Annotated in this window: 25 protein-coding genes and 1 pseudogene; 10 read left to right on the plus strand and 16 right to left on the minus strand. The window is 69.7% G+C overall.

The genetic code is table 11. From position 1 onward, the window contains the following. Nucleotides 1–59: 59 nt before the first annotated feature. Both AC3A6X_RS03705 and AC3A6X_RS03710 read left to right on the plus strand, forming a co-directional pair. Nucleotides 60–1553, plus strand: coding sequence for an ABC transporter substrate-binding protein (locus tag AC3A6X_RS03705; RefSeq protein ID WP_487840852.1), 1494 nt, complete (start codon nt 60–62; stop codon nt 1551–1553). Continuing rightward, nucleotides 1550–2956: an amidase gene (locus tag AC3A6X_RS03710; RefSeq protein ID WP_487840853.1), complete on the plus strand. Its 1407-nt coding sequence runs from the start codon at nt 1550–1552 to the stop codon at nt 2954–2956. The genes AC3A6X_RS03705 and AC3A6X_RS03710 overlap by 4 nt, the downstream gene beginning before the upstream one ends. A 15-nt stretch (nt 2957–2971) precedes the next feature. On the opposite strand, the gene AC3A6X_RS03715 is transcribed toward AC3A6X_RS03710, so the two are convergent. Next, nucleotides 2972–3835: a LysR family transcriptional regulator gene (locus AC3A6X_RS03715; RefSeq protein ID WP_487840854.1), complete on the minus strand. Its 864-nt coding sequence runs from the start codon at nt 3833–3835 to the stop codon at nt 2972–2974. A gap of 110 nt (nt 3836–3945) precedes the next feature. Between AC3A6X_RS03715 and AC3A6X_RS03720 the strand changes: the two genes are divergently transcribed. The 3 genes and pseudogenes from AC3A6X_RS03720 (at nt 3946) to AC3A6X_RS03730 (ending at nt 6152) form a co-directional block, all read left to right on the plus strand. After that, nucleotides 3946–4344: a tautomerase family protein gene (locus AC3A6X_RS03720; RefSeq protein WP_487840855.1), complete on the plus strand. Its 399-nt coding sequence runs from the start codon at nt 3946–3948 to the stop codon at nt 4342–4344. A gap of 13 nt (nt 4345–4357) precedes the next feature. Next, the gene (locus tag AC3A6X_RS03725) at nt 4358–5707 is read left to right on the plus strand and encodes a tetratricopeptide repeat protein (protein WP_487840856.1); all 1350 of its coding nucleotides are present in this window, start codon (nt 4358–4360) and stop codon (nt 5705–5707) included. A 20-nt stretch (nt 5708–5727) separates the two neighbouring features. Further along, nucleotides 5728–6152, plus strand: a pseudogene (locus AC3A6X_RS03730) (LysE family translocator). A gap of 15 nt (nt 6153–6167) precedes the next feature. Here AC3A6X_RS03730 and AC3A6X_RS03735 read toward each other — a convergent pair. Continuing rightward, nucleotides 6168–6530, minus strand: a complete 363-nt coding sequence (locus tag AC3A6X_RS03735) for an SPW repeat protein (RefSeq protein ID WP_487840857.1) — start codon at nt 6528–6530, stop codon at nt 6168–6170. Nucleotides 6531–6693: 163 nt separating this feature from the next. On the opposite strand from AC3A6X_RS03735, the gene AC3A6X_RS03740 reads away from it, so the two are divergent. Then, complete coding sequence (locus AC3A6X_RS03740; protein ID WP_487840858.1) at nt 6694–9699, plus strand: transglycosylase domain-containing protein; 3006 nt, start codon at nt 6694–6696, stop codon at nt 9697–9699. Here AC3A6X_RS03740 and AC3A6X_RS03745 read toward each other — a convergent pair. Then, a complete protein-coding gene (locus AC3A6X_RS03745) occupies nt 9694–10365 on the minus strand; it encodes a histidine phosphatase family protein (protein WP_487840859.1) in 672 nt (223 codons plus the stop codon). The two genes, AC3A6X_RS03740 and AC3A6X_RS03745, sit on opposite strands and share 6 nt — an antisense overlap. A gap of 70 nt (nt 10366–10435) precedes the next feature. Between AC3A6X_RS03745 and AC3A6X_RS03750 the strand changes: the two genes are divergently transcribed. Then, complete coding sequence (locus AC3A6X_RS03750; protein WP_487840860.1) at nt 10436–11146, plus strand: alpha/beta fold hydrolase; 711 nt, start codon at nt 10436–10438, stop codon at nt 11144–11146. On the opposite strand, the gene pcp is transcribed toward AC3A6X_RS03750, so the two are convergent. The 9 genes from pcp to AC3A6X_RS03795 form a co-directional block, all read right to left on the minus strand. Then, the gene (gene pcp, locus AC3A6X_RS03755) at nt 11143–11793 is read right to left on the minus strand and encodes a pyroglutamyl-peptidase I (RefSeq protein ID WP_487840861.1); all 651 of its coding nucleotides are present in this window, start codon (nt 11791–11793) and stop codon (nt 11143–11145) included. The genes AC3A6X_RS03750 and pcp overlap by 4 nt on opposite strands. A 19-nt stretch (nt 11794–11812) precedes the next feature. Then, complete coding sequence (pxpA, locus tag AC3A6X_RS03760; RefSeq protein WP_106557472.1) at nt 11813–12553, minus strand: 5-oxoprolinase subunit PxpA; 741 nt, start codon at nt 12551–12553, stop codon at nt 11813–11815. Continuing rightward, nucleotides 12543–13586, minus strand: coding sequence for a 5-oxoprolinase subunit C family protein (locus AC3A6X_RS03765; RefSeq protein ID WP_487840862.1), 1044 nt, complete (start codon nt 13584–13586; stop codon nt 12543–12545). The genes pxpA and AC3A6X_RS03765 overlap by 11 nt, the downstream gene beginning before the upstream one ends. Then, nucleotides 13583–14239, minus strand: coding sequence for a 5-oxoprolinase subunit PxpB (pxpB, locus tag AC3A6X_RS03770; RefSeq protein ID WP_487840863.1), 657 nt, complete (start codon nt 14237–14239; stop codon nt 13583–13585). Before pxpB ends, AC3A6X_RS03765 begins: the two co-directional genes overlap by 4 nt. After that, a complete protein-coding gene (gene coaD / locus AC3A6X_RS03775; protein WP_487840864.1) occupies nt 14236–14739 on the minus strand; it encodes a pantetheine-phosphate adenylyltransferase in 504 nt (167 codons plus the stop codon). Before coaD ends, pxpB begins: the two co-directional genes overlap by 4 nt. Before the next feature lie 36 nt (nt 14740–14775). Then, nucleotides 14776–15426 (minus strand): RsmD family RNA methyltransferase, encoded by a 651-nt coding sequence (locus AC3A6X_RS03780; RefSeq protein ID WP_487840865.1) that lies wholly within the window; start codon nt 15424–15426, stop codon nt 14776–14778. Then, the gene (locus AC3A6X_RS03785; RefSeq protein WP_487840866.1) at nt 15419–16234 is read right to left on the minus strand and encodes a TIGR00266 family protein; all 816 of its coding nucleotides are present in this window, start codon (nt 16232–16234) and stop codon (nt 15419–15421) included. Before AC3A6X_RS03785 ends, AC3A6X_RS03780 begins: the two co-directional genes overlap by 8 nt. 61 nt (nt 16235–16295) lie before the next feature. Further along, entirely contained in the window at nt 16296–17636 is a 1341-nt protein-coding gene (locus AC3A6X_RS03790; RefSeq protein ID WP_487840867.1) for a M16 family metallopeptidase, read from the minus strand. 20 nt (nt 17637–17656) lie between these two features. Continuing rightward, a complete protein-coding gene (locus tag AC3A6X_RS03795) occupies nt 17657–19120 on the minus strand; it encodes a M16 family metallopeptidase (RefSeq protein WP_487840868.1) in 1464 nt (487 codons plus the stop codon). 29 nt (nt 19121–19149) lie between these two features. Between AC3A6X_RS03795 and ftsY the strand changes: the two genes are divergently transcribed. From ftsY to rpoH, 3 genes are all read left to right on the plus strand, one after another. Further along, nucleotides 19150–20337, plus strand: a complete 1188-nt coding sequence (gene ftsY / locus AC3A6X_RS03800) for a signal recognition particle-docking protein FtsY (protein ID WP_487840869.1) — start codon at nt 19150–19152, stop codon at nt 20335–20337. Between the two features lie 61 nt (nt 20338–20398). Beyond that, nucleotides 20399–20860 (plus strand): Mpo1 family 2-hydroxy fatty acid dioxygenase, encoded by a 462-nt coding sequence (locus tag AC3A6X_RS03805; protein WP_487840870.1) that lies wholly within the window; start codon nt 20399–20401, stop codon nt 20858–20860. A 157-nt stretch (nt 20861–21017) separates the two neighbouring features. Continuing rightward, nucleotides 21018–21953 (plus strand): RNA polymerase sigma factor RpoH, encoded by a 936-nt coding sequence (rpoH, locus tag AC3A6X_RS03810; RefSeq protein WP_487840871.1) that lies wholly within the window; start codon nt 21018–21020, stop codon nt 21951–21953. A 54-nt stretch (nt 21954–22007) separates the two neighbouring features. Here rpoH and AC3A6X_RS03815 read toward each other — a convergent pair whose 3' ends face one another. From AC3A6X_RS03815 to AC3A6X_RS03830, 4 genes are read right to left on the minus strand one after another with little or no spacing between them, the layout of a single operon-like run. Continuing rightward, complete coding sequence (locus tag AC3A6X_RS03815; RefSeq protein ID WP_487840872.1) at nt 22008–22835, minus strand: DNA alkylation repair protein; 828 nt, start codon at nt 22833–22835, stop codon at nt 22008–22010. A gap of 13 nt (nt 22836–22848) precedes the next feature. Then, entirely contained in the window at nt 22849–23457 is a 609-nt protein-coding gene (locus AC3A6X_RS03820) for an SCO family protein (protein ID WP_487840873.1), read from the minus strand. A gap of 8 nt (nt 23458–23465) precedes the next feature. Further along, complete coding sequence (gene cyoE, locus AC3A6X_RS03825; RefSeq protein WP_487840874.1) at nt 23466–24371, minus strand: heme o synthase; 906 nt, start codon at nt 24369–24371, stop codon at nt 23466–23468. Then, a complete protein-coding gene (locus AC3A6X_RS03830; RefSeq protein WP_487840875.1) occupies nt 24368–25552 on the minus strand; it encodes a COX15/CtaA family protein in 1185 nt (394 codons plus the stop codon). Before AC3A6X_RS03830 ends, cyoE begins: the two co-directional genes overlap by 4 nt. Nucleotides 25553–25561: the final 9 nt, after the last annotated feature.

Consider the following 25561-nt stretch of genomic DNA (forward strand, 5'->3'; position numbering starts at 1 on the left):
CCCACGCATGATGTAACGTCGTATTTCCCCTTCTCAGCTTTTTGCCTGGAGCCTCGACCATGTTGAAACGCCGCACCCTCCTGACCACCGCCGCACTCGTCACCGTGCCGCTCGCCCTGCCGCAGGCGGCGCTGGCCCAGGGCCGCAAGGACGCGCTGGTGATCGGCATGACGCTCGAGCCGCCAGGCCTGGACCCGACCACCGGCGCGGCGTCCGCCATCGCTGAAATCACCCACTACAACATCTACGAGACGCTGACGAAGATCAACGCCGATGGCAAGGTGACGCCGCTCCTGGCCGAGAGCTGGGAGGTCTCGCCCGACCTCAAGACCTACACCTTCAAGCTGCGCCGCGGCGTGAAGTTCCAGAATGGCGAGCCGTTCAACGCGCAGGCGGTCAAGTTCTCGTTCGATCGCGCCGGCGCCGAGAAGAGCACGAACAAGGACAAGCGCACTTTTGCCAACCTGAGCACGCAGGTGGTCGACGACAACACGGTGGTGCTGATCAACAAGGAGATCGATCCGGACCTGCCCTTCCTGCTGGGCCAGGCGACCGCCATCATCGTCGAGCCGAAGAGCGTGGACACCAATGCCACGAAGCCCGTCGGCACCGGCCCGTACAAACTCGACAGCTGGGCCAAGGGCTCCTCGGTCGTCGTGAGCAAGTGGGACGGCTATCGCAATCCGGGCGAGGCCAAGCTCCGGCGCGTCACTTTCCGATTCATTTCCGACACCGCCGCGCAGGCGGCAGCGCTGATGGCGGGCGATGTCGACGTGTTCAAGCCCATCGGCACGCGCGCGGTTGCGCAGTTCAAGAACAATCCGCAGTTCCAGGTCATCCAGGGCGGCTCGCGCGCCAAGACCATCCTGGCGATCAACAGCAAGAAAAAGCCGCTGAACGACGTGCGCGTGCGCCGCGCCATCCTCGCCGCGATCGACCGCAAGGCCGTGATCGAGGGCGCCGCAGACGGCTTCGGCACGCCCATCGGCAGCCACTACGTGCCCGGCGCGCCCGGCTATGTGGATACCACCGCCATCAACCCCTACGACGTCGAGAAGGCCAAGAAACTGCTGGTTGAAGCGGGCGTGAAAACGCCGCTCGAACTCACGATGACGCTGCCGCCGCCGCCCTATGCGCGCCAAGGCGGCGAAGTGATCGCGGCCGAGCTTGCCAAGATCGGCATCAACGTGAAGATCCAGAACGTCGAATGGGCGCAATGGCTCAGCAACACCTACGGTGGCGCACACGACTACGACCTCACCATCGTGTCGCACGTCGAGCCCTTCGATCTGGGCAACTATGCCAAGCCGGACTACTACTGGGGCTACGACTCCAAGGAGTTCACGGCGCTCTACGCCAGGATCAAGACCACCGCCAACGCGGCCGAGCGCAACAAGCTCCTGGGGGATGCGCAGAAGCTGCTGGCCACCGACGCAGCGAACGGATTCCTCTACCAGCCCCAATTTCCCAGCGTCGCCAGGAAGGGCGTCAAGGGGCTGTGGAAGGAAAGCCCGATCTTCGTCAACGACCTTGCGGCGCTGTCCTGGTCGTGAGCAAGGCGCTACATGACCTGTCGGCACGGGAGCTGCTCGACGCCTACCGCGACGCCAGCCTCTCGCCGGTCGAGGTCACGCGGGCGGTGCTCGACCACATCGCGCGCTGGGAACCGAAGCTGCAGGCCACCTGGCTTCTGCGTCCCGAGGCCGCGCTCGAGCAGGCACGCGCCTCCGAGGCGCGCTGGCGCCGCGGCGAGCCGCTGGGCCTGCTCGACGGTGTGCCCACCACGATCAAGGAGAACATCGCCACCCGCGGCGACCCGATGCCGGCCGGTACGGCCGCGGTCGAGCTTCGACCGGCCGCCGCCGACGCACCGCCGGCCGCGCGGCTGAAGGAAGCGGGCGCGGTGATCGTCTCGAAGACCACCATGCCCGACTACGGCATGCTGTCCTCCGGCCTCTCGAGCTTCCACACGCTGGCGCGCAATCCCTGGGACCTGACGAAGACGCCGGGTGGTTCGAGCGCCGGCGCCGGCGCCGCCGCGGCGGCCGGCTACGGCCCGCTGCACATCGGCACCGACATCGGCGGCTCGCTCAGGCTGCCGGCCAGCTGGTGCGGCATCTTCACGCTCAAGCCCAGCCTGGGCCGCATCCCGATCGACCCGCCCTACATGGGCCGCGCCGCCGGTCCGATGACACGCAGCGTCGCCGATGCCGCACTCATGATGCAGGTGCTGGCCCAACCCGACGCGCGCGACAGCATGAGTCTGCCGGCGCAGGACATCGCCTGGTCGTCCTTCGACGTCGGCGCGGAGCATCTGCGCGGCCTGCGCATCGGCCTGCTGCTCGACGCGGGCTGCGGCCTGGCGGTCGACGCCGAGATCCGTGCGGCCGTCGAGGAGGCGGCCCGCCTGTTCGAGCGAGCCGGCGCCCTCGTCGAGATCCTGCAGCCCTTCATGTCGCAGGCCATGCTCGACGGCATGGACCACCTCTGGCGCATGCGCTCGCTGGTGGACATCAATGCCCTCCCGGCCGAGCGGCGTGCCAAGGTGCTGCCCTACATCCGCGCATGGGCCGAGAGCGCATCCGGCTTCGGCGGCGAGCATGTGTTCCGGGCCTTCAGCCAGTTCCACGCGACGCGCGTGGCGGCCGTGTCGGCCTGCGCGAAGGTCGACTACGTGATCTCGCCCACCGCGCCCAACCTGCCGTCGGACGCCGAGCTGCCCTCGCCCACCAACGATCCCCTGCGGCCGCTGGAGCACATCGGCTTCACCGTGCCCTTCAACATGTCGGAGCAGCCGGCGGCGTCGATCAATTGCGGCTACAGCCGCTCAGGCCTGCCGATCGGCCTGCAGATCGCGGGCCATCGCTTCGACGACCTGGGCGTGCTGAAGGTCTCGCGCGCCTTCGAGCTGATCCGCGGGCCGCAACGGCCCTGGCCGCAGCCGCCCGGCGCCTGAAGCGCGTCTCGCAGCTCAAACGAGCTGCGAGGCCAGCAGCTCGCGCGCGCGCGTCACGAACGCCGACTCGCCGCGCCGCGGCGGCAGGAACTGGAAGGCCACGCGCGGCAGCGCAGGCAGCCCGTGCGGCAGTGCCAGGCGCGCCACGCCCTCGCACAGGGAGGATTCGTTGAGGCAGGCCACGCCCAGTCCCGCGGCCAAGGCCGACTGAAGTCCCGCCACGCCCGACGCGACATGCGCCACGGTGAAGGGCACGCGCCGCTGCTTCAGCAGCTTGACCGTGAACTGGTGCAGCGAGCAGGTGTCGGGCAGGACCAGCAGCCGCAGCGGCTCGCCACGCACCGGGCGCAGGCCGGTCGCCCCCATCCAGGCCAGCGATTCGCGGCGCAGCGCCGGCGCTTTCGATGAGGCAGAGTCGCCTTGGCCCGCGATGCGCATCGACAGGCCCACGTCGAACTGCCCCTGCGCATAGCCCGCCTCGATCGCGCCGCTCTTCATGACGCTCACGTGCAGCCGCACCTGCGGGTAGCGCTCGCCGAGGCGTCCCAGCAGCCGCGCGAGTTCGCCCGGCCTGAAATAGTCGGTCACCGCCAGGCGAAGCTCGCCCTGCAGCGTTTCGCCGCGCAGGTCGCGCAGCGCCTCGTCCGCGAGCGCCAGCAGGCGTTGCGCATGCCCCAGAAGCCGCGTGCCGGCGACGGTGGGCGCCACGCCGGCCTTGCTGCGCGTCAGCAGAGACTGGCCGACGCGCTCCTCGAGCTTGCGCATCTGCTCGCTGACGGCGGATTGCGACAAGAACACCTGCGGCGCGGCCGCGGTGAGGCTGCCCGCCTCGACGACGGCGACGAAAGTTCTGAGCTGCTCAAGGTCGAAGGTCTGCATGGCTCTATCCATCCATCCGATAAGCCGATGATATCCATCATATCTTCCCGCTTTTCCGATGGACTTCAACTTTCCACAATGAGTCCTCACCGATTCGAAAGGAAAGCGCCATGCCCCATATCGTGATTCACCTCTCCGGCCAGCCCGACGCGCAGCTCACCCGCCGCGTGGTCGACACCGTCGCCGAGCTGACCCAGAGCGTCCTGGACAAGAAGCTGCCGGTGATCGCCATCACCGTGCAGTACATCGCGGACGACGCCTGGTTCATCGGCGGCCGGTCGCTGGCCGAGCTCGGCAAGTCGGCCTGCCACCTGGACATCAGCATCACCGACGAGACCAACACCAAGGCGGAGAAGGCGCGCTACCTGCGCGAGGTCTACGGCGCGATGGCGGCGCTGCGGAAGAACCTCCACGAGGTCTCGTACGTGCATCTGATCGACGCGCGCGCCGCAGCCTATGGCTACGGCGGGCTCACGCAGGAGTACCGCCACCAGCAGGCTGGGGTCTAGGCAAAATGCGCCCATGCAAGACAGCCTGGGCAACCCGATCACCCTGACCGACCCTGCCAGCCAGCGCGCGGTCAACGACTTCGTCGAGGGCTTCATCGCCTGCGAAGCGCGGGCCGCCGACGTGCTCGCGGCGGCGGAGGACGACAGCCCCCTCGTACAGGCCTACTGCGCGACGCTGCACCTGTTCGCCGAGTCGCGCGATGCCGCCGCCAACGCGCGCCCCTTCATCGAACGCGCGCAGGCCGGCGCCTCGCAAGCCAGCCCGCGCGAGCAGCGCTACATCGAGGCCATCGCGGCCTGGGCCGAGGGCGACATCGCCCGTGCGATCGCCCTGCATCACGAGCAGGCCTTCGAGCATCCGCGCGACCTGGCCTCTCTCAAGCTGGGCCAGTACCACTGCTTCAACATCGGCGACTGCCCCGGCATGCTGCGGCTCGCGCTGGCGGCGCTGCCTGCCGCCGCCGACGTGCCCTACCTGCACGGCATGGCGGCCTTCGGCTACGAGCAATGCCATCGGATGCGCGAGGCCGAGGCCAGCGCGCGCCGTGCCATCGCGATGGAGCGCAAGGAGCCCTGGGCCCACCATGCGCTCGGCCACGTGATGCTGACCGAGGGCCGGCTCGCCGAGGGCCTGGACTTCATGCGGGGCGTGAGCGACACCTGGGTCGGCCTCAACTCCTTCATGGTCACCCACAACTGGTGGCACGTGGCGCTGTTCCTGATCGACCTGGGCCGCGACGCGGAAGCACTCGCGGTCTTCGACGAGCAGGTGTGGGGCGTGGTCAAGGACTACTCGCAAGACCAGATCGGCGCCGTGTCGTTGCTGGCGCGCCTCGAGCTTGCGGGCATCGACGCCGGCGAGCGCTGGCAGGCGTTGGCCGGCTACCTGGCGCAGCGGCTCGACGACCACGTGCTGCCCTTCCTCGACCTGCAGTACCTCTACGGCCTGGCGCGCGCCGGCCGGCCCGAGGCCGAGCGCCTGCTTCGCAACATCGAGGCCTTCGCGCCGCAGGCCCCGCCTTCGACGCGGGCCGCCTGGCAGCGCGTCGCCGTGCCGGCTGCGCGCGGCCTGCTGGCCCACGCGCGCGGCGACGCCGCCGGCGCCATCGAAGGGCTGGGCCTGGCGCTGCCGCGCCTGGTGGAGATCGGCGGCAGCCATGCGCAGCGCGACCTCTTCGAGCAGCTGTACCTCGATGCACTGATCGCCAGCGGCACCTCCGCGGCGCTGGCGAGCGCCCAGGGCCTTCTGCAGCAGCAGGTCAACGCCCAGCCGGAGTCGCTGCGCCTGCGGCGCCAGGCCGACGCCGTCCATGCGGCACTGCGACTGCCGCAACTGGTGGTGTCCAATGCCACCAACCCCTGATCTCCCGAGGAGTCCATCCCGTGTCCATTGAAATCTGGCTTGCCTTCGTCGCCGCGTCCGCGGTGCTGCTGATCATTCCCGAGCCGACCATCCTCACCGTCATCAGCTACTCGATGGCGCACGGCCGCCGCGCCAACGTGCCGCTGGCGGCTGTTCGCCAACACCTGGCTGGTGACGGCCCTCAACCCCAAGGGCATCGTGTTCTTCGCGGCCTTCCTGCCGCAGTTCATCCGGCCGGGCGAGGACGTCTCGCGCCAGCTCTGGATCTTCGCCCTCACCTTCGTGGCGATGGCGACGCTCAACGCCACGCTCTATGCGGTGTTCGCTGCCCGCGGCGCGGCGCCTGCTGAGCTCGCCGCGCGCGCAGCGGCGCTTCCACCTGGCGGGCGGCTCGCTGCTCTCGGCCGCAGGCGTGTGGGCGCTGCTGGCCAAGCGCCCCGCCTAGAACCCCGGACCGCGCTCAGTGCGCGGCGCGGTGCCACCAGCGGCTGTATTCCTCGTCGGTCAACAGCGTCCACGCCGCCAGCACCAACACCACCAGGCCCGTGACGACCGCGGTGAGCATGGCGTCGGCGTTGCCGTTGAAGCGCAACACCCAGGGCGACGCCATCAGCCACAGGCCGAGCGCCGCTTCGGTCCACTCCTCCCAAGCGCGGGGAAGCAGCATGGCGCCGAGCGCGGCAGCGATCAGCGCGACGCCGACGATCACCGCATTGGGCATCGCGGCCGCCTCGCTGTTGTAGCCCAGGATCCAGGGCGAAAGAAGCAGCCAGGCACCCAGCGCCCCATTCACAGGGTCTTGCCAATGTTTCACTTGGAACATGGTTCATACCTCCTGCCGGCGGGAAGGCCGGTTCTGCTTTGAGCCTTGCACGGTGCTGCGGGTTCCTGGCTGCCCGTTCCCCCCACGTTCCTCCCAAACAGCCCGCGAAAGGAGCATCATCCGGGCTGAAGAACCCCGGTACGGGCACACAGCGAGGCAGGTCGTGGCAAGGCTCAAGACGGTCTTCTGGCTCGGTGCGGGGCTCGCCGTGATGGCCGCGCTCGTCGCCGCCACCGTGGACGAGCTCAAGACTTCGAGGCTGCAGTCGGCCATTTGGCGCGACTTGGGGCGCGATGCGCACTTCAACATGGAGCCCGGCCCCAGCGACACCATCCGCTTCCCGCATTCCGGGCCCTACGACGAGCGGCTCGGCTACCGCCAGCTGCCTGAGTTCATCGAGCGCCTGCAGGCCCGCGGCTACGAGGTGACGCAGCAGGCCCGCATGTCGCCGCGGCTGATCGAGCTGCACGAACACGGCCTCTATGGCCCCTACCGCGAGAAGAACCAGGCCGGCCTGACGGTACGCGACTGCCGCGCCCGCACCCTCTCGCAAACGCGCGTGCCCGAGCGCGTGTACGAGCGCTTCGAGGAGGTCCCGCCGCTGCTGGTGGACGCGCTGCTCTTCGTCGAGGACCGCCATCTGCTGGACGCGCAGCCGGCCCAACGCAATCCCGCGGTCGACCCGGAGCGCTTCGCGAAGGCGACGCTGGAGCAGCTGCACCGGGCGGTCGGCGCACGGCAATCGGCTTCCGGCGGCAGCACGCTGGCCACCCAGATCGAGAAGTACCGCCACTCGCCCCAGGGCCGCACCGTGTCGATCGGCGACAAGCTGCGCCAGATGGCGTCGGCCTCGCTGCGCGCCTACCAGGAAGGCGAGGACACGCAGGCGCGGCGGCGCCAGGTGGTGGTCGACTACCTCGACACCGTGCCGCTGGCCGCACGGCCGGGATTCGGCGAGGTGCACGGACTCGGCGACGGCCTGTGGGCCTGGTACGGGCGCGACGTGCGCGAGGTCAACCGCCTGCTGTCCGACAACGCCGAGGGAGCCCCGCCGTCCGACGAGGTGCTGCGGCGCCAGGCCGAGGCCTTCAAGCAGGCGCTGTCGCTGATGATCGCGCAGCGCCGGCCCTCGCAGCACCTGCTGGACAACGGCGAGAGCCTGGCCCGGCTCACCGACAGCTACCTGCGGCTGATGGCCGAGGCGGGCGTGATCGCGCCCTCCCTGCGCGATGCGGCGCTGCAAGTCTCCCTGCAGCGCCAGGCCGGACGGCCCGCGACGCCGCGGCCCGACTTCGTCGAGCGCAAGGGCTTGAGCGCCATGCGCGGCGAAGTGTCCGCCCTGCTCGGCGTGTCGCGTGCTTACGACCTCGAGCGCCTCGACCTCGAGGTGGACGGCAGCATGGACAGCGAGGCGCAAGCGATCGCGGCACAGGCGCTGGCCGCACTGCGCACGCCCGCGGGCGCGAAGGCGGCGGGGCTGTACGGCCATCACCTGCTCGACCCGGGCAACGACCCGCGCCACCTGGTCTACAGCTTCACGCTGTACGAGCGCGGCGCGCACGCCAACCTGCCGCGCATCCAGGCCGACAACATCGACCAGCCCTTCGACGTGAACCAGGGCGCGCGTCTGGACCTCGGCTCCACCGCCAAGCTGCGCACGCTGGTGAGCTACCTCGAGCTCGTCGCCGAGCTGCACGAGCGCTGGGCCGGGCGCGATGCATCCGCCATCGCCGCATGGATGCCGAGCAAGCGCGATCCGCTGGGCACCTGGGCGCGCGACTACCTGCTGCGCACCCGGGACCGCAGCCTCGCTGCGATGCTGGAGGCGGCCATGCAGCGCCGCTACTCGGCGGGCGCGGGAGAGGCCTTCTTCACCGGCGGCGGCCTGCACAGCTTCAGCAATTTCGATCGCACGCGCGGCGGGCCGATGACGGTGCAGGAAGCCTTCAGGCACTCGGTCAACCTGGTGTTCATCCGCGTGATGCGCGACATCGTGCGCCACCGGATGTACGGCGACGAGGCCGTCGGGCGCAGCATGCTGGAAGACCCTTCCGACCCGGGCCGGCGGGAGATGCTGGTGCTCTTCGCCGACCGCGAGGGCTCGGCCTATCTGACGCGCTTCCACCGGAAGTACGCGGGCAAGTCGCCGGCCGAGGCCGAAGCGCTGCTGCTGAAGGGCGTGCGCCCCTCGGCGCCTCGCCTCGCGAGCGTGCTGTTCACGCTCGAGCCCCAGGCCAGCGAGGCGCAGCTCGACGAACTGCTCACGCAGCGCCTGGGACGCGGGGCCAGCTCGCCGCGCGCGCTGCGCACGATGCACAAGACCTACGCGGGCCTCTCGCTGGCCGATCGCGGCTACGTGGCGCGCGTGCATCCGCTGGAGCTCTGGGTGGTCGGCTACCTGCGGCGCCACCCCGGCGCGACGCTGACCGAGGCGCTGGACGCGAGCGTGCAGGTACGGCAGGACGCCTACGCCTGGCTCTTCAGGACGCGCCACAAGAATGCGCAGGATCGGCGCATCCGCGAGTTGATCGAGCGCGACGCTTTCGCCCAGATCCATCGCTCATGGCAGCGCTTGGGCTATCCCTTCGCCTCGCTGACGCCCTCGTACGCCAGCGCGATCGGCGCCTCGGGCGACCGGCCGGCGGCGCTGGCCGAGCTGATGGGCATCCTGGCCAACGACGGCCGGCGGCTGCCGCAGCAGCGCGTGAGCGCGCTGCACTTCGCGCGCGACATGCCTTACGAGACGCGGCTGGAGCAGCGCGGCGCGGCATCGCAGCAACTGCTGGCGCCGGAGGTCGCGCAGGTCGCGCATCGCGCGCTGCTCGACGTGGTGAACAACGGGACCGCACGCCGTCTCAAGGATGCAGTCCGGGATGCGAAGGGGCGGCCCATCGAGATCGCCGGCAAGACCGGCACCGGCGACCACCGCTTCCAGGTGATCGGACGCGGCGGACGTGTGATCGCCGAGCGCAAGGTCGAACGCACGGCCACCTTCGTCTTCACGCTCGGCGACCGCTACTTCGGCACGCTCGTGGCCTATGTGCGCGAGCCGCACGCGGCGCGCTACCGCTTCACCAGTGCGCTGCCGGTGCAGCTGCTGAAGTCGATGGCGCCGCAGCTGCTGCCGGTGCTCCAGCGCGAGGGCTGCGCCGCCGACCGCGGCTCATGACTTGCGCAGGTGCCGCCCCTGGTCGTAGCTGGGCTGTGCCGGCAGGCCGTCAAGGTGCGCCGTGTCGGCCCAGTCGATGATCTCGATCTGCGCAGGCCTCGCGGCGTCGGCGATGCGGATGCGGTTGAAGCCTGCATTGGGAATCGCGCTCTGGCGCGGTCCGTTGAGGCCCAGGCCCTTCACCGTGCGCCAGACCATGTCGAGCACGCCGCCGTGGGTCACCACCATCACGGTCTGCTGCTGGTGCGCGGCCGCGATGCGGCCCAGCGCTTCGATGACGCGTGCATGAAACTCGCGCGGCGACTCGCCCTCGGGCATGCGATGGTCCTCGTTGAACTTGAGCCAGTCTTCCCAGGCGCGCGGGTGCAGGCGCTGGATCTCGTCGGCATTCATGCCTTCGACGACGCCGAAGTTCTGCTCGCGCAGCTCCACCGAGCCGACGATGTCGAGCCCGAGCTGCTGCGCAGCCGGCGCCGCCGTCTGCTGCGCGCGCAGGAGGTCGCTGCTGACAAGGAACTGGACCGATTCACGCGCGAGTCGCAGGCCGAGCCGGCGTGCCTGCTCGTGGCCGGTGTCGTTGAGGGGAACGTCGATGTGGCCCTGGAAGCGCAGCTCGCGATTCCAGTCGGTTTCGCCGTGGCGGATCAGGATGAGTTCGGTGGGCATGGAGTGAGGCTATTGTCCTCGCAATACATGTCAGGGCGGCGGCGGCACGTGGATCGCAGAGAATCGCCACATGCCCCGTCTAGTCCTGTTGCCCGGCCTCGCCTGCGACGAGCGCCTCTGGGAAGCCCAGCTGCCCGCCCTGCCCCCCGGTATCGACGTCCGCGTGAGCGACGCGCACATGCGCCACGCGCGCATCGAGGCCATGGCCGCGGCCGTGCTGAGCGAGCATGAAGGCCCGCTGATCCTCTGCGGCGCCTCGATGGGCGGCATGATCGCGATGGAGGCCGCACGCCAGGCGCCCGAGCGCATCGCGGGCCTCGCGCTGCTGGGCACCAACCCGCGGCCCGAGACGCCCGAGATGTACGAGCTGCGCACCTCGGCGATCGAGCTCTTCGAGCACGGCGAGGCGCGCGACGTGATCCAGTTCAATGCGGGCTTCGCCTTCCATCCCGAACAGGCGAGCGACGCGGCACTGGTGCGGCGCTACGTGGAGCTGGTGCTCGATGCGGGCGCGCAGCAGCTCATCAGGCAGAACCGCGCGCTGATGGAGCGGCCCGATCAGCGTCCGTCGCTCGCGTCGCTGCGCTGTCCGGTGCTCGTGATCTGCGGCGACGGCGATCGCCTGACGCCGCCCGAATGCTCGCAGGAGATTGCAGAACTGGTGCCACAGGCCGAGCTGGTGTGGATCCAGACCTGCGGCCACATGCTGACCATGGAGAAGCCTGCAGAGGTCAACGCCGCGCTGATGCCGTGGCTGCAGCGGCAGCTGCAGTCGCGTTAGCTCAACTGGCCGCCGGTCTCGCGCACATCCTCGCGCACCACGAGCGCCGTGGCGACTGCGATGCGCAGCGCGGCGATCACGGTGTCGAGCGCCATGCTCGGCACGCCGGGTAGGAGCGCCGCCTGTTCGGGCAGGTAGGGAATGTGGATGAACCCGCCGCGCACGCCCGCTGCCACCGGCCGCGTCACGATGCGGTGCATGAGGCCGAAGAAGAGATGGTTGCACACGAAGGTGCCGGCGCTGTTCGACACCGCGGCAGGAATGCCGCCCGCGCGCAGGTCGCGCACCATGGCCTTGATCGGCAGCGTGGAGAAATAAGCCGCCGGCGCGCCAGCGACCACCGGCACGTCGATGGGCTGGCAGCCCGCGTTGTCGCAGATGCGGCCATCATCGACGTTGATCGCCACGCGCTCGGGCGTGACCTCGCTGCGCCCGCCGGCCTGGCCGATGCCGATCACCAGTTGCGGTTGCAGCTCGTCGATGGCCGCATCGAGCTCGCGTAGCGCGGCGCCGAAGACGCAGGGGATGCGGCGTGCATGCACCACGGCGCCTTCGCAGCGCCAGCCTTCGAGCGCGCTCACTGCTTCCCATGAGGGATTGAGCGCTTCCTTGTCGAAGGGCTCGAAGCCCGTCAGCAGCACGTTCACGACAGGCGTGCTCAGCTTCTCAAGCCGTCGCGGCGACCGTGATGCCTTCACTCTCGAGGCGCTCGCGGATGCGGCGCGCAAAGGCCAAGGCATGCGCGCCGTCGCCATGCAGGCAGACGGTCTGCGCGTTGACCTTCACCACCGTGCCGTCGATCGCGGTCACGCGGTGATCGCGCACCAGCGACAGCGTCTGCGCCAGCGACTGCTCTTCGTCCTCGATCAGCGCGCCGGGCCGGCTGCGCGGCACCAGGCTGCCGTCGGGCATGTAGCCGCGGTCGGCGAACACCTCCTCGACCGGCTTCAGGCCCGCGCGTTCGGCGGCGCCGATCATCCCGCTGCCGGCGAGGCCGAAGAAGCGCAGGCCGGGGTCGAAGCGCCGCACGGCCTCGCACAGGGCCTCGGCCAGCGCCGGTTCCTTCACCGCCTGGTTGTAGAGCGCGCCGTGCGGCTTGACATGCGCCAGCGTGCCGCCCTCGGCCTTGACGATGGCGGCCAGCGCGCCGACCTGGTAGAGCACGCCCGCGACGACCTCCTCGGGCGGCAACTGCATCTCGCTGCGGCCGAAGTTCTCGCGGTCCGGGAAGCTGGGATGCGCGCCGATCGCGACGCCGTTGTCGAGGGCCCAGCGCACGCACTGGCGCATGGTCTTCGCATCGCCCGCATGCCAGCCGCAGGCGATGTTGGCCGAGCTCACGAGCTTGAGCAGCGCCTCGTCGTTGTCGCAGCCTTCGCCGAGGTCGGCATTGAGGTCAATCCGCATGGTGGCTTTCTCCTTCGGCCGGATTGTGCGCCGGCAGCGGCCAGCCCGCAGCCGCCAGGGATTGCCCGAGCTGCGCGAGGTAGTGCCGCTGTTCGGCCCAGGCCTGCAGGGCGGTTGCGGCATCGACTTCCGCCAGGCGCAGGCGACCGTTGAGCGGCGCCCGTGCGAGCTTCCAGAGATCGGCGCGGATCACCACGCCGATGCGCGGATAGCCGCCGGTGGTCTGGGCATCGCCCATCAGGATGATCGGCTGCCCCGAGGGCGGCACCTGGATCGTGCCGGGGATCACGGCCGAGGACAGCATGTCGGCATTGCGCTTGCGCTTGAGCTCGGGGCCCTCGAGGCGGTTGCCCATGCGATTGCTCTGCGGCGTGACGCGCCAGGCTGCGCCCCACAGCTGTTCGCGCGCGGCGAGCGTGAACTGCTCGAACTCGGGGCCGGGCATGACGCGCAGGACGACGGCGCCGTGCTCGTCCTGCTCCCAGGCGGGCGCGCGCAGGCCGAAGGCGCGCCGCGCCAGGCGCGCCGCATCGAGGCTCGGCACGCCCAGGGGCAGGCGATCGCCCTTCTTGAGCGCGCGGCCCAGGTGGCCGCCGAAGCCGGCCTTGAGATCGGTGCTGCGCGAGCCGATGACTGGCGGCACGTCGATGCCGCCGGCCACGGCGAGCCAGCTGCGCAGGCCCGCCTTCGCGCTCCATTCGTTCGCGGGTCCGAGCCGCAGCACCTGGCCCGGCTGCACCGGAAGGCTCCAGCAGGGCCACAGCGGCGCACCGTCGAGCCGCGCGCCGAAGTCATCGCCGGCCAGCGCGATGCGGGTGGGCGCCTCGAAGCGGATCTCGCACCCGCCCAGGGTGAGCTCGAGGCCGGCCGCGTTGTCACAGTTGCCCACCAACCGATTCGCGAGCGTGAGCCCGAGCGCGTCGAGCGCGCCGCCCGGGCAGATGCCTTGCTGCCGGTGCCCGTAACGGCCCAGGTCCTGCACGGAAGCCAGCAAGCCGGGACGCAAGACCGTGAGAGCGCCCTCGGCCCTCACAGCTCGGCGCTTTCGACGACGAAGTGCACGCGGTCGCCCGGGCGCAGCAGGGTGGGCTCGGCGGCGCGCGGATCGAAGAGCTCGAGCGGGGTGCGGCCGATCAGTTGCCAGCCGCCCGGGGAGACCAGCGGATAGATGCCGGTCTGCGCGCCGCCGATGCCGACCGAGCGGGCCGGCACCGCAACCCGGGGTTCGGCGCGCCGCGGGGTCGCCAGCTCCGGCGGCAGCCCGCCCAGGAAGCCGAAGCCCGGCAGGAAGCCCAGCAGGTAGACCACGTACTCGGCCTCGCTGTGGCGCCGCACCACCTCGGCCGGCGCGAGCCCGGTGTGGGCCGCCACCTCGGCCAGGTCGGGGCCGGCCTCGCCGCCATAGGCGACCGGGATGCGGATCTCCCGCCCTTCGATCGCCATGCCCGCGAGCTGCGGCCAGGCCGACAGCACCTGCATCTCGAGCTCGGCCGCATCGACCTCTTCGGGATCGAAGAGCAGGCTCAGGTTGTTCATGCCCGGCAGTACCTCGCGCACGCCGCGCCACTGCAAGGCCTCGTTCGCCAGTGCCCAGATCTGCTGCTGCTGCGCCAGCGTCGCGGGCGCCGGCAGCTCGCACAGCAATGCCGCGTCGCCCAAAGCGTGCAGGCGCGGCCCCGCGCTCATTCGCGGCCCAGGCTGCGAACCTTGGCCAGCAGGCTGTCCTGCACGTTGGGCGAGACGAACTTGTCGACCTCGCCGCCGAGCATCGCGATCTCGCGCACGAAGGTGCTGGAGATGAACTGGTATTTGTCGCTGGGCGTGAGGAACACGGTCTCGACCTCGGGCATCAGCGAGCGGTTCATGCCGGCGAGCTGGAACTCGTAGTCGAAGTCGGTCACGGCGCGCAGGCCGCGCACCATGGCCTTGCCGCCGCGCGCCACGACGAAGTCGCGCAGCAGGCCCGAAAAGCTCTCCACCGTGACCTGGTCGCTGAAGGGAACCACCGCCTGGCGCGCCATGTCCATGCGCTCCTGGAGCGTGAACAGCGCCTTCTTGTGATGGCCCGCGGCCACCGCGACGATGACCTTGGAGAACAGCTGCGTCGCTCGTCGCACCACATCTTCGTGGCCGAGCGTCAAGGGGTCGAAAGTGCCGGGGTACACCGCGATGACGTTGCTGGACATGGTTGCTTCCTCCTGGTGCGGCCTGCTTCGGCCGGATTATGCAGTGCTGTCAGTCGCAAGTATCAAGAGATGTGCATGGACTGCGCCGGCCTTGAGATATCGGAACACGCCGAGGCCGAGTGCGGCCAGTTCCTCGTCGGCCCAGCGGCGCGCCGCTTCGAGGTAGACCACGCCTGCGGGCCGCAGTGCGCGCGCTGCCGCGCGCAGGGCGGGCTCGTAGAGGGCCGCGTTCTCGAAAGGCGGGTCGAGGAACACGACATGCAGGCTGCCCGGCGCCGCACGTTCGAGCGCAGTGACGCCATTGCCGCGCTCGATGCGCACCGCCGCGGCCTCCAGCTTGGTCTTCAACGCCTGCAGTTGCGCGACCAGCGCTGCGTCCTGCTCGCACAGCAGCACGGAGGCGGCGCCGCGCGAGGCCGCTTCGAAGCCGAGCGCTCCGGTGCCCGCGAAGGCATCGATGCAGTGCCAGTCCGGCAACTCCCCGCCACTGGCGCCTGCCAGACTGGCGAGCCAGTTGAACAGGGTCTCGCGCACGCGATCGGGCGTGGGGCGCAAGCCGGGCTTGTCGGCCACGGCGAGGCGGGTGCGCTTCCATCGGCCGCCGATGATGCGGACCTCGTTGCGGCGCGCCTCTGCGGGCCTCGGTGCCGCCTTCACACTGCCGCGCGCCGGTGCCCGCTTATTCATCGTCGCCGCCCAGAACGCCGCCCAGCAGCCCGCCGGCAGCGAAGCCGCCCAGCACCGAGCCCTCTTCGCGCGAACCGCCGCGTTGCGGTGCCGCCGCGAACACGCGCGAGGCGAGGCGCGAGAAAGGCAGGCTCTGCAGCCATACGGTGCCGGGGCCGCCGAGCTTGGCGAGGAACAGCCCCTCGCCGCCGAACAGGGCAGTCTTGATCTTGCCGACGTACTCGATCTCGAAATTGACGTTCGGAGTGAAGGCCACCACGCAGCCCGTGTCCACCATCAGCGTCTGCCCCGGCGCCAGCTCGCGCTCGACCACCGTGCCGCCGGCATGCACGAAGGCCAGGCCGTCGCCGTCGAGCTTCTGCATGATGAAGCCCTCGCCGCCGAAGAAGCCGACCGAGAGCTTGCGCTGGAAGGCGATGCCCAGGCTCACGCCGCGCGCGGCGCAGAGAAACGCATCCTTCTGGCAGATCAGCGTCCCGCCCAGCGCTTTCAGGTCCATCGGCAGGATCTTGCCGGGATAGGGCGCGGCGAAGGCCACGCGGCGCTTGTCCTGCGCGTTGTTGGTGTAGACGGTGGTGAAGAGCGATTCGCCCGTCACCAGCCGCTTGCCCGCGCCCAGCAGCTTGCCGAACAGGCCGCCGCCCTGCTGCGCCGAGCCGTCGCCGAACACCGTGTCCATGGCGATGCCGCCGTCCATGAACATCAGGCTGCCGGCCTCGCCGATGGCCGCCTCGCCGGGGTCCAGTTCGACCTCGACGAACTGCATCTCGGCGCCGCGGATCTCGTAGTCCACCACATCCATCGCCATCTTGTCGCTCCTCGTGTTGCGCTGTAAGGCGAGGATGGTAGCCAAGCGGCGATGCGCAGCCTCAGGGCTTGCCGCCGACCACGACCGTCACCATGCGATCGGGCTGCAGCTTGCGCGCGAAGGCGGCCTTGACGTCCGCCGCCGTGACCGCGTTCATGCGCGCGGTCCAGGTCTCGAGGTAGTCGAGCGGCAGGTCGTTCCACGCGATGTTCGACACGTTGCCGAGCAGCTTGCGGTTGCTGTCGAGCAGGAGCGGAAAGCCGCCGATCAGGTTGTCCTTGGCGGCCTTGAGCTCGGCCTCGGTCGGCCCTTCGGCGACGAAGCTGGCGAGCACCTCGCGCGAGACCTTCACCGCTTCGGCCGCCTGGTCGGGCCGGGTCTGGAAGCCGATGCGGAAGGAGCCCGCGTGCAGGCCCGGCGAGAAACTGCTGTAGACGCTGTAGGCCAGGCCGCGCTTCTCGCGCACCTGCTCGGTCAGGCGCGAGACGAAGCCGCCGCCGCCCAGGATGTAGTTGCCGAGGGTGAGCGCGAAATGGTCCGGATCGCTGCGCGGGTAGCCGGGCTGGCCGATCCAGACATGGGCCTGGGCCGAATCGAAAGGCAGGCGCTCGTCCTTGGGCGCGGCGAGGGGGACGACATCGGCCACCGGCGGCAGCGCGGCGCAATCGCCCGCCGGTGAGGGCAGGCGCGACAGCAGCGTGTTCGCGATGGTTTCCGCCTGCGCGCGCGTGACCGCGCCGACGATGCTGAGCTTGGCGCGGCAAGGCAGGATCAGCTGCTCGTAGCGCTGCCGCATCGCCGCGGTGTCGATGCGCGCCAGGGTGGCCTCGGTCGTGTCCAGCCCGTAGGGATGGTCGCCGAATACGTCCTGCGAGAAGGTGCGCGCCGCCAGGGTCGCGGGCTTGGTGTTGGATTCGCGGATCGAGGCGTTGATGCGCTCGCGCTCGCGCTGCCATACGTCCTCGGGGAAGGCCGGCTCGCCGATTTCGCGCGCTGCGAGCTGCACCGCCTTCTGCAGCAGCGTCGGCTCGGACAGCGTGCGCAGCGAGAAGCTCATGCGGTCGGCGCTGGCGCTGGCGTCGAAGTTGGCGCCCAGATCGGCCCAGGCTTCGCCCAGGGCGTTCTGGTCCATGGCTGGATCGCTCCCATTCGCGCGGATTCCTTTCTCGACCATGCCGGCAGTCACGCCGGCCAGGCCGGACTGCGCCGGCGGATCGCGCCGGCTGCCGGCGTCGAAATCGATCTGCACGTCGACGATGGGCAAAGCGTCGGTGGCAGCCAGGTAGATCTTGGCGCCGCTGGGCAGCGTCCAGTGCTCGATCGGCACGGCCGCCTGCGCCGCAGCGCCGGCCAGCGCCAGTGCGAGGCACAGCAGGGTTCGGGTGTTCTTGAAGCTCAGCATGGTGGGGCCGCTCCGGGTCTTCAACGCAGGTCGCCCGCAGGCGCCGCGAAGCCGCGCGCGCGGCGTTGGGGATCGGGCGGCAGCGGCCGCAGGATGGCAGCCGTCAGCTGGTCGTCGCCGAAGTACTTCGCGGCCACCGCCTGCACTTCTTCGGCCGTCACCTTCTGCAGGCGCGCGATGATGCGCGCGCTGGCGTCGAGCGGCAGGCCCTGTATCCAGTGGCTGCCGAGCTCGCGCGCCTGGGCCATCACCGAATCGAGCTTGTAGGTCTCGCTGGCCGTCCACTGAGTCTTGACGCGGGCCAGCTCGGCCGCCCCGATGCCCTCGCGGGCGATCTTCGCCACCTGCTCGCGCAGAGCCGCCTCGACCACCTCCGGCGTCTTGCCGGCGGCAGGCACGCCATCGAGCACGAAAAGCTGCGGGCCGCGGCCGACGAAGCCCGCGTACGCGCCGGCCGAGTCGGCCACGCGGCCCGGGCCCTGCGTGAGCGCGCGGTCGAGCCGCGCACCGGGGTAGCCGTCGAGCACGGCGGACAGCACCGTGAGCGCATAGACATCGCTCGCGCCGTCGAACTGGTCGGTCGCCGGGATCTGCGGCGAGCGGAACGCCAGCGAGACGTAGGCCTGCTCGGCCGGCGCCTTGAATTCGATGCGCCGGATGCCGCGCTGCGCCGGCTCGATGCGCGGCTTGCGCTCGGGCACGGCACGGGCGGGAATGCGGCCGTAGTACTTCTCTGCCAGGGCGCGCACGCGCTCCACATCGACGTCGCCGGCGATCACCACCGCCGCGTTGGCGGGCACATACCAGCGTTGGAAGAAGGCGCGCGCGTCGGCCGGCGTCATGGCGTCGAGGTCGCTCATCCACCCGACGATGGGGCGGTGATAGGGCGAGGCGGTGAAGATCGCGGCGTTCTGCTGCTCGCCGAGCAGGGCGCGCGGCTGGTCGTCGGTGCGCAGGCGGCGCTCTTCCTTGACGACCTCGATCTCGCGCTTGAACTCGTCGTCCGGCCACTGGTTGCTGGCGAAGCGGTCGGACTCCAGGACCATCACCTGCTCCAGCTTGTCGGCCGGGATCTGCTGGTAGTAGCCGGTGTAGTCGCGCGTGGTGAAGGCGTTCTCGCGCCCGCCCAGCGCAGCGACGCGGCGCGAGAACTCGCCGGGTTTCAGCGCCTTGCTGCCCTTGAACATCATGTGCTCGAGCACATGCGCCACGCCCGAGGTGCCGTCGACCTCGTCGAAGGAGCCGACCCGCACCCAGAGCATCTGCACCGCCGTCGGCGCGCGCCGGTCGGGCTTGACGATGAGCGTCATGCCGTTGGCGAGGGTGAATTGGCGGGCCTGGACCGGCCGGGCGGCCGCAGAAGCGGCGGCGGCGGGAGCGTCCGGCGGAGGTGTCTGGGCCAGAGCGGCTCCGACCCAGGGCGCCATCAGCACCGAGGCCAGCACCGCACCAGACGCAGCGCGGCGTGGCGAGGGGTGTTTCATAGAATGGGTCGGATTGTAAAAACGCCCCGATGTTCAGTTTCTTCAAGAAAAAGCCGCCAGCCGACAGCGACAGGCTGGCCCCCGCGCCGGTCGAGACGCCCGCGGAGCCGCCGGCGCCCGCCAGGTCGCTGCTCTCGCCGTCCAGTTGGTTCGGCGGCAAGCCGGCCGAGCCGACGCCGCCGGCGGCTGCCCCTGCCCCCGCCGCGCCGGCAGTCCCCTCGCCTGTCGATGTCCCCGTCCTCGCCGCCGACGTGCCGGTGCCGGTGCCGGTGCCAGTGCCACCGCCACCGCCTGCGCCTGTGGAAGCTCCGCCTCCCGAGCGCAGCGGCTGGCTCAGCAAGCTCAAGACAGGCCTGCGCAAGACCGGCAACAGCATCACCGCCGCCTTCGTCAACGCCCAGATCGATGACACCCTCTACGAAGAGCTCGAAGAGGCCCTGCTGATGGCCGACACGGGCGTGAAGGCCACCGAATACCTCCTGGAAGACCTGCGCCGCCGCGTGCGCAGCAACATGGCGACCGAGGCCTCGCAGGTCAAGGTGCTGCTGGCCGACGCCATTGCGGACCTGCTGCGGCCGCTCGAGAAGGAGCTGGTGATCGGCAAGCACACGCCCACCGTGGTCATGGTGGCGGGCGTCAACGGCGCCGGCAAGACCACCTCGATCGGCAAGCTGACCAAGCACCTGTCCAACGAGGGCGCCTCGGTGCTGCTGGCGGCGGCCGACACCTTCCGCGCCGCAGCGCGCGAGCAGTTGCTGGTCTGGGCGGACCGCAACACGGTCGAGATCGTGAGCCAGGAAGGCGGCGACCCCGCTGCCGTGAGCTTCGACGCGGTCAATGCCGGCAAGGCGCGCGGCAAGGACGTGGTGCTGGTCGACACCGCCGGCCGTCTGCCAACCCAGCTGCACCTGATGGACGAGCTCAAGAAGATCAAGCGTGTGGTCACCCGCGCCGACCCCACGGCGCCGCACGAGCTGCTGCTGGTCATCGATGGGAACACCGGCCAGAATGCCTTGGCACAGGTCAGGGCCTTCGACGAGGCGCTGGGCCTGACGGGCCTGGTCATCACCAAGCTGGACGGCACGGCCAAGGGCGGCGTGCTCTGCGCGATCGCGCGCGAGCGGCCAATTCCGGTGTATTTCATCGGCGTCGGGGAGAAGCTGGAAGACCTGGAGACCTTCAAGGCGCGGGAGTTTGCCCAGGCCCTGATGGGATAGCGCCGGCGCCGGTGCTTCTGGCATCATCTTCATGGGCCGCAGAGCCCTCCAGGAGACAGCCATGCACAGCGCCGCCACGCCCCTGCCGGGCACCGACCGCAAGGTCGATCGCCTGCTCGCCCACTATGGCGAGAGCCACCAGAACCCGACCAACGAGGCGATCCACCTGGTCGCCATCCCGGCGATCATGTTGAGCATCGTCGGCCTGCTGTATGCCCTGCATCCGTGGGTGGCCTACGCCTTCGTGGCCGCCAGCGGGGTCTATTACCTGATGCTGCGCTCCGCGAGCTTCTTGATCGCGATGGGGGTCTGCATCGTCGTGGCACTGGCTGCAGTGCATGCGATGGGAGACCTTGTGCTCCCGATCTCCGCCACCATCTTTGTGGTGGCCTGGATCTTCCAGTTCATCGGCCACAAGATCGAGGGCAAGAAACCTTCCTTCTTCGAAGACATCCAGTACCTGTGGGTCGGGCCGCTGTTCGTGCTGTCCAGGCTATTCTTGCGCCTGGGCATCCGCTGGTAACAGCGGCTAGACCCCAGACCCGGCGCCGTCCTATTGGCGTGGAAAGGGCGCGGGGATAGGCTGTGCCTATCAACCCTATTGAAACTCCGGGGGACCCTTAGCTTAGCACTCCGTCCAACCGAGTGCTAATATGCCTCTGAACGAAGGAGTTTGCCCAATGACAGCAATGTCCGGAGCCCCCGCCAACCAGCTCGCCATCGCCAATCCCTGGTCGATGGTGCCCTCGCTGGGTAACCTGGACGCCTACATTTCCGCAGCCAACCGCCTCCCCCTGCTGACGCAGGAGGAAGAGCAGCGCTACGCGCGTCGGCTGCGCGACACCAATGACCTGGAAGCCGCCAGCGCGCTGGTGCTCTCGCACCTGCGCCTCGTGATCTCGATTTCCCGTCAGTACCTGGGTTACGGGCTGCCGCACGGCGACCTGATCCAGGAAGGCAACGTCGGCCTGATGAAGGCCGTCAAGCGCTTCGACCCCGACCAGGGCGTGCGGCTGGTGAGCTACGCCATGCACTGGATCAAGGCCGAGATCCACGAGTACATCCTGAAGAACTGGCGCATGGTCAAGGTCGCGACGACCAAGGCCCAGCGGAAGCTGTTCTTCAACCTGCGCTCGATGAAGCAGGGCTTCAAGGCCGACTCGGCCGACGGCGACACGCACCGCGACACGCTGAGCGCGGACGAGGTCTCCCAAGTGGCGACCCGGCTGAACGTGAAGCCCGAGGAAGTGCTCGAGATGGAAACGCGCATGTCGGGCGGCGACGTGCTGCTCGACCCCAGCCCCTCGGACGACGGCGACGATGGCTTCGGCCCCATCGCCTACCTGGCCGACGCCTCGCAGGAGCCCACGGCGCAGATCGAATCGCGTCAGCGCGACCGCCTGTCGACCGACGGCATCTCCACGGCCCTGGCGACGCTGGACGACCGCAGCCGCCGCATCGTCGAAGAGCGCTGGCTCAAGGTCAACGACGACGGCTCGGGCGGCATGACGCTGCATGAGCTGGCTGCGGTCTATGGCGTGAGCGCCGAGCGCATCCGCCAGATCGAGGTTGCGGCCATGAAGAAGATGAAGAAGGCGCTGGCGGAATTCGCCTGAGCCTCGGTCGCCTCCCCATCGAAGCCCGGCGTCGTCCGGGCTTTTTCTTTGGGCTCAGCGCTTGTCCAGTGTCCGGAGCGCCCGCCGGACAACGTACGCGGTCTGCGGCACGTCCCTGCCCTCGTCGAGCCAGCGCGCGCAGGTCTGCTCGACCCACTCGGGCTTCGCCCGGCTGGCATCGTTGAGCCAGTTGGCGACCGAGTTCTGAACATAGCGGCTGGGATCGGCCCGCAAGGGTTCCAGCAGCGGCAGGCCCAGCCAGGGCTCGGCCTTGAGCCGCTCGATCTGCGCGCACCAGACACCGCGCGGCCGCGTGAGCTCGCTGGCGAAGCGGCGGATGTTCGGGTCAGCGTCCGCCACCCAGGGCGCCAGCAGCACCAGGGCCTCGTCGAGCGAAGCGATGGTGGCCTCGCGCACCGCCATCCACGCCATCTCGCGCACGCCGAAGTGCGGATCGGCGGCAAAGCGACGCACCGCCTGCAGCTGCGCCGGCAGCGGCAGGCCCGAGAGCGTGACCCATTGGGTGGCCCAGCTGCGCGCGACGTCGCTGGGATGCGTGGCGAGGCGATGCGCCACCGCGTCGCGCTCGGCGTGGAGCGCCGCGAGGTCATAAAGCGCCCGCGCGATATGTCCGTGGCGCTTCATGGGCTTGAAGGCCGACAGCATGGCGAGGGTGTCGACGAGGCGCTCGCTCTCCGGATCGAGACCCAGTTGCCCCGCAACGCTGCGTGCCAGCCGCGGCAGCTCCAGTGCCATGAATTCGTTGAGGTTGACGGTCTCCAGCAGGCCCTCGTTGAGCGCCTGCAGCACCTCCGGTGGGATCAGCGCGATGCGGAAGGCGCCCTTGCGCTGCCGCAGATGATCGACGCTCGCGGAAGCCATCGGCGCCGGCGGTTCAGTCGGACCTCAACAGGGCCTTGAGATCCGACACCATCGCCGGCACGCCTGCGCCGTAGCGGGCATAGAGCCGCAGTCGGCCCTCGGTGTCGTAGACGAAGCTGGCGGCCGAGTGGTCCATCGAATAGCTGGTCGGCGTCTTGCCCTCGACCTTCTTGTAGTAGACCTTGTAGTCCTTCGCCAGTGCGGGCAGTTGCTCCGGCGTCGGGATCAGCGCGACGAAGGCCGGGTCGAAGGCACCCATGTAGGCCTTCATCACGGTGGGCGTGTCGCGCTCCGGATCGACGGTGACGAAGAGCACCTGCAGCTTGTCGCCGTCGCTGCCCAGCTGCTGCTTCACCTGCGCCATCTCGGTCATGGTGGTCGGGCAGACGTCGGGGCACTGCGCATAGCCGAAGAACATCACGACGACCTTGCCCTTGAAGTCGGCCAGCGTGCGCTGCCTGCCGTCGGCATCGGCCAGGGTAAAGCCCTTGGCATAGTCGGCGCCGGTGATGTCCACGGCATTGAAGCTGGGCTTCCTGTCCGTGCAGGCCGCGAGGCCCGTGCCGGCGACAGCCGCCAGCCCGGTCCAGGCCAGCAATCGAAGTGCGTGCCGCTTGTTCATGGATTTGTTCATCGCAGGTAGTGGTCGATCAGCAGCGCGGCAAAGAGCACGCTCAGGTGGATCAGCGAGAAGCGGAAGGTCTTTCGCGCCAGCGTGTCCGAGTACTTGCGCCACAGCGCGAAGGCGTAGCCGGTGAAGCCGATGCTCACGGCCACCGCGACCGCCAGGTAGAGCCAGCCGCTCATGCCGTAGATGAAGGGCATGAGGCAGGCGGCGAAGAGGATGAAGGTGTAGAGCAGCACCTGCAGCCGCGTGAACTCGTTGCCGTGGGTCACCGGCAGCATGGGCAGGCCCGCCTTGCGGTAGTCCTCCACGCGGTAGAGCGCGAGCGCCCAGAAATGCGGCGGCGTCCACAGGAAGATGATGAGGAAGAGGATCAGCGCCTCGGGCCCCACGTCGCCCGTCATCGCGGCCCAGCCCAGCACCGGCGGCATCGCACCGGAGGCGCCGCCGATCACGATGTTCTGCGGCGTCAGCGGCTTGAGGATCACGGTGTAAATCACGGCGTAGCCGACGAAGGTCGCGAAGGTAAGCCCCATGGTGAGCGGATTCACCGCAAACCACAGCAGCGCCGAGCCGGCCGCGCACAGTCCCGCCGAGAACAGCAGGGCTTGCCGGTCGCTGAGCTCGCCGCGCGCGGTGGGCCGCCAGGCGGTGCGCTTCATCTTGGCGTCGATGCCCTTCTCGACCAGGCAGTTGAAGGCCGCCGCGGCGCCGGCCACCAGCCAGATGCCGATGCAGGCCACCACGATGCGCTGCAGCGCGGCCAGGCTGGGCAGGCCGGGCACGGCCAGCACCATGCCGATGAGGGCGCAGAACACGATCAGCTGCACCACGCGCGGCTTGGTCAGCGCGTAGAACTGGCGCAGCACGTTGGCGGTGCTGTGGCTGTGGACCGAGGCTGGCGTGGTCATGCAGCCTCCATCCCGCGGCGGCGCTCCTGCGCAGCGGCGGACACGGCGCTTCGCGCGCCCCGGCTCTCGCACAGCGTCCAGGTCAGCACCACCGCGAGCGCCGCGGCGCCGCCGGTATGCAGCACGGCCGCCACCAGCGGCCAGCCCAGCAGCACATTGCCCAGGCCAGTCGCCAGCTGCAGCAGCGCCAGCCCCGCCAGCCATCGGGCCTGCGGGCGCAGCGGTGCGACGCGCCGCAGGTGCCAGACGAGCAGGCCGATCGCGACGAACACCAGGTAAGCCATGAGGCGATGCACGTAATGGATGGCGGTGAGCGCCGTGAAGTCGATGGGCGCGCCGTCCGCGCCCTCGCCCAGCGAGCGCCAGATGTGGAAGCCCTGGGCGAAGTTCATCGGCGGCCACCAGCTGCCCTGGCAGGTCGGGAACTGGGTGCAGGCGAGCACCGCGTAGTTGGTGCTGACCCAGCCGCCGAGCGCGATCTGCAACAGCAGCAAGACCGTCACCACGATCAGCAGCGTGCGCAGCGCCGAAGGGATTGCCGTGGGCAGCCGCTCCGCCGCCGCCTGCCGGTAGCGCACCGCCTGGATGCACAGCAGCGCCAGCAACACGACGGCGCCCAGCAGGTGCAGGGTGACGATGGCAGGGTACAGCTTCCAGGTCACGGTCAGCGCACCGAAGGCGCCTTGCAGGCAGACCCACACCAGCGTGGCAGCCGGCCACCAGGCGCTCAGCGGCCTCTCGCGCGCATGCTCCGCATGCCGCTGGTTCCGCCGCGCCACCCAGGTGGACAGCGCCAGTACGAGGATCAGGAAGCCGACGCCCGTGGCCAGGTAGCGATGCACCATCTCCACCCAGGCCTTGCTGTGCGTCACCGGGCCGGTGGGCTGCGCAGCCTGCGCCATCGCGATGTCGTGGCGCGCGCCGATGGGGCTCGCGTTGCCGTAGCAGCCGGGCCAGTCGGGGCAGCCCAGGCCTGAATCCGTCAGGCGCGTGAAGGCGCCGAACAGCGTGAGGTCGAAGGTCAGGAACAGCGTCAGCACGGTCAGCACGTGCAGGCGCCGGGCCGCGCCATGGCCAGCGCTGCGGCGCCAGACCCAGAGCAGCGGCCCGAGGGCGAGCAGCACCCCCACCGCCAGCAGCCAGGCGATGGGGGTCAGGTCGTAGAGAGAGTTCGTGTCCATGGGGTGCGG

This window comes from Variovorax sp. Soil_C_12, assembly GCF_057657375.1.

What these genes read in the sequence shown, in the direction of transcription:
- pxpB (WP_487840863.1), bottom strand. Translation starts at nt 14,239, where the DNA reads ATGAGCGCGGGGCCGCGCCTGCACGCTTTGGGCGACGCGGCATTGCTG.
- AC3A6X_RS03790 (WP_487840867.1), bottom strand. Translation starts at nt 17,636, where the DNA reads ATGCTGAGCTTCAAGAACACCCGAACCCTGCTGTGCCTCGCACTGGCG.
- AC3A6X_RS03795 (WP_487840868.1), bottom strand. Translation starts at nt 19,120, where the DNA reads ATGAAACACCCCTCGCCACGCCGCGCTGCGTCTGGTGCGGTGCTGGCC.
- AC3A6X_RS03785 (WP_487840866.1), bottom strand. Translation starts at nt 16,234, where the DNA reads ATGGCGATGGATGTGGTGGACTACGAGATCCGCGGCGCCGAGATGCAG.
- AC3A6X_RS03735 (WP_487840857.1), bottom strand. Translation starts at nt 6,530, where the DNA reads ATGTTCCAAGTGAAACATTGGCAAGACCCTGTGAATGGGGCGCTGGGT.
- AC3A6X_RS03815 (WP_487840872.1), bottom strand. Translation starts at nt 22,835, where the DNA reads ATGGCTTCCGCGAGCGTCGATCATCTGCGGCAGCGCAAGGGCGCCTTC.
- pxpA (WP_106557472.1), bottom strand. Translation starts at nt 12,553, where the DNA reads ATGCGGATTGACCTCAATGCCGACCTCGGCGAAGGCTGCGACAACGAC.
- AC3A6X_RS03805 (WP_487840870.1), top strand. Translation starts at nt 20,399, where the DNA reads ATGCACAGCGCCGCCACGCCCCTGCCGGGCACCGACCGCAAGGTCGAT.
- AC3A6X_RS03715 (WP_487840854.1), bottom strand. Translation starts at nt 3,835, where the DNA reads ATGCAGACCTTCGACCTTGAGCAGCTCAGAACTTTCGTCGCCGTCGTC.
- AC3A6X_RS03830 (WP_487840875.1), bottom strand. Translation starts at nt 25,552, where the DNA reads ATGGACACGAACTCTCTCTACGACCTGACCCCCATCGCCTGGCTGCTG.
- AC3A6X_RS03720 (WP_487840855.1), top strand. Translation starts at nt 3,946, where the DNA reads ATGCCCCATATCGTGATTCACCTCTCCGGCCAGCCCGACGCGCAGCTC.
- AC3A6X_RS03820 (WP_487840873.1), bottom strand. Translation starts at nt 23,457, where the DNA reads ATGAACAAGCGGCACGCACTTCGATTGCTGGCCTGGACCGGGCTGGCG.
- AC3A6X_RS03745 (WP_487840859.1), bottom strand. Translation starts at nt 10,365, where the DNA reads ATGCCCACCGAACTCATCCTGATCCGCCACGGCGAAACCGACTGGAAT.
- AC3A6X_RS03750 (WP_487840860.1), top strand. Translation starts at nt 10,436, where the DNA reads ATGCCCCGTCTAGTCCTGTTGCCCGGCCTCGCCTGCGACGAGCGCCTC.
- coaD (WP_487840864.1), bottom strand. Translation starts at nt 14,739, where the DNA reads ATGTCCAGCAACGTCATCGCGGTGTACCCCGGCACTTTCGACCCCTTG.
- AC3A6X_RS03705 (WP_487840852.1), top strand. Translation starts at nt 60, where the DNA reads ATGTTGAAACGCCGCACCCTCCTGACCACCGCCGCACTCGTCACCGTG.
- AC3A6X_RS03780 (WP_487840865.1), bottom strand. Translation starts at nt 15,426, where the DNA reads ATGAATAAGCGGGCACCGGCGCGCGGCAGTGTGAAGGCGGCACCGAGG.
- AC3A6X_RS03725 (WP_487840856.1), top strand. Translation starts at nt 4,358, where the DNA reads ATGCAAGACAGCCTGGGCAACCCGATCACCCTGACCGACCCTGCCAGC.
- rpoH (WP_487840871.1), top strand. Translation starts at nt 21,018, where the DNA reads ATGACAGCAATGTCCGGAGCCCCCGCCAACCAGCTCGCCATCGCCAAT.
- cyoE (WP_487840874.1), bottom strand. Translation starts at nt 24,371, where the DNA reads ATGACCACGCCAGCCTCGGTCCACAGCCACAGCACCGCCAACGTGCTG.
- ftsY (WP_487840869.1), top strand. Translation starts at nt 19,150, where the DNA reads ATGTTCAGTTTCTTCAAGAAAAAGCCGCCAGCCGACAGCGACAGGCTG.